At 59.7% G+C, this 1,922-nt stretch carries 2 protein-coding genes; both read right to left on the reverse strand.

Translation table 11 applies throughout. The annotated features are described in order from the left end of the window. Positions 1–727, reverse strand: a 727-nt coding sequence (locus H6A60_RS11045) for a conjugal transfer protein TraC (RefSeq protein WP_205104582.1), incomplete at its 3' end; no start/stop codon positions are given. Between the two features lie 42 nt (positions 728–769). Continuing rightward, positions 770–1,774 (reverse strand): thioredoxin domain-containing protein, encoded by a 1,005-nt coding sequence (locus H6A60_RS11050; protein WP_205104584.1) that lies wholly within the window; start codon positions 1,772–1,774, stop codon positions 770–772. Between the last annotated feature and the right edge of the window lie 148 nt (positions 1,775–1,922).

Here is a 1,922-nt window from a genome sequence, read left to right on the forward strand (position 1 = left end):
GAACGATGTCGGGCTTGGCGCAGCACACATCCGTCGTTGGATCGAGAATCTGATTGTCGAGCGTCTTGTCTTCTTCCCAGCAGCGCGAAAGACTTTCGCGCCAGGCCGCGTCGCCCGACCAGTTCATGACCGTCTGCATGAAGCGCAGATATTCGTCGGGCCCCATCAGACGCGGATGCAGGCCCACCGACTTCAGAAGCGAGAGCATTTTCGTTGACCAGGTGGCGGCCGTCTGCAGGGCTGCATTGGAGGGCGTCTCCCCTTCGAAGGGCATCTTGACCGAGATGAGGAGCTTCAAGTCCACGATTCGCCCCAAATCGAAGATCGCCTCCTGGCGGTTCTTCGTCACGATCGGAATATCGGTATGCGTACGCAGGAACTTGATGCGCTCCTGCAGCACGGGGGTGAGCAGATTGTGACTGAAGCCCGCGCGCAGACGATCCATTTCGATCAGCTGCGCCTCGACGTCGGGCGAGCGGAAGAGAAAGAACTGCAGCGTCGTGTCGTCGGGGTAGTTTTGATTGAGAAACTGCTCGAGCTTTTCCTGCGTTTTCTCGTCGCCGCCCGGAAGCGGCTGACAGGCAAAGACGAAGCCGAGCGTACCGTCGTCGCAGAGATAGATCTTCTGCTTCGGGTCCACCGCCTTAACCGGGAAAAGCTTCTCGGCGCGCAGGTTTTTTTCGATAAGCCCTTCGTCGCAGAAGCGCTTGAGTCCGATGACGTCCATTTTGTCTTTCTCTCCTGTTGTTAGCGAATCGGAACCTGCCGCTCAGTGCTTGCTGCGCTTGTCGGGGGTCGTGCCGGCGTCAGTTGCCCTCCCCTTCAGAAAACCGCGCAGACTCGCAGGCTTGCCGCGCGAGAAGCGGCCGTCGGGCGCGATGACGAAGGGCACTGCCTCAACGCCGAGGAAAGTCGCCGTCATCTGCGTGCGCTCATAACCCTCCTTCGCGCAAGCGGAGCTTTCAAGGAGCCGCTCGATCCCTTCGCGGCCTGCTCGCAGCACCTCGAATCGCTTCTCCGCATTTGATTCCGAACAGAAGAGCCGTTCGGCGAGCTTCGCCGATGAGCCGCCGAGTGCGGGAATGACGAGGAAGTCGAACGTGTACTCGTCCCGCAGCGACGCGTCGGCGACGACTTCGTTCATGAGCTTGTGGCACCACCCGCAGAGCGGATCGACAAAAATCGTCACGTGTTCCCTGCCGGTGCCGAATCGTGCAAGATTGAGTGTCTCGAGCTTCAGGTTGAGGCCGCTCAGATCCATGCGGCTCACCGCATCGGAAATTTCTTCGATCGTCGTGAGCTGCTTTTTCTGCCAAAGGTCGTAGACGCTGCCCGTAAAGACGAAGCGGCCCATGTCGGCGATGTACATGATCGTGCCGTCCCTGCCTTTGACCGCACGCACCTTGGAAATGCCCATATCGACGATGCGTTCGACAGGCGAAACCTTTTTGGCGGCTTTAAGGAGTTCGTCGTCTTTTTCCGCTTTGTCGCCGTTGCCGGTTTTGATGTCCTTGTTCCCTTCTCCGGAACCGCGGTCTGCGAGGCCCATTTCCTCATCGGTCGGCTGAGCCACGCCGTGTTCGGCCGCAATGCGTTCAACACGATTCCTGAACCGCTCGAACGACGCGGAGCCGTCGCCCGCCGTCTTTTCGGCGGTGTTTGCCTGCCGCGCCGCTTCGGGCGCATCAGCCGCCGCTGCACCGACAGCAAACGCAGCGGACAATGCGGCGCTCAGAAAGGCCGCGATCGGTTTTACCGAGTGTTTGATTGGCATCGAATGAATCCTTTATTTACGGAAAAAAGGCCTTCAGACTGCGGCGCGAAGAATCGGGGCTGCCCCGAATCATGCCCGCCGCGCCGTCGCAGCGCGCTCAAATGCCGAAACGAGCCCGAACGAACGGGCTGCCGAACATCAAGGGCAT

Origin of the sequence: Sutterella massiliensis, from assembly GCF_016899755.1 — a bacterium.
Lineage (GTDB): Bacteria > Pseudomonadota > Gammaproteobacteria > Burkholderiales > Burkholderiaceae_F > Sutterella > Sutterella massiliensis.

Coding starts and splice junctions, on each gene's coding strand:
- H6A60_RS11050 (WP_205104584.1), bottom strand. CDS start 1,774: ATGCCAATCAAACACTCGGTAAAACCGATCGCGGCCTTTCTGAGCGCC.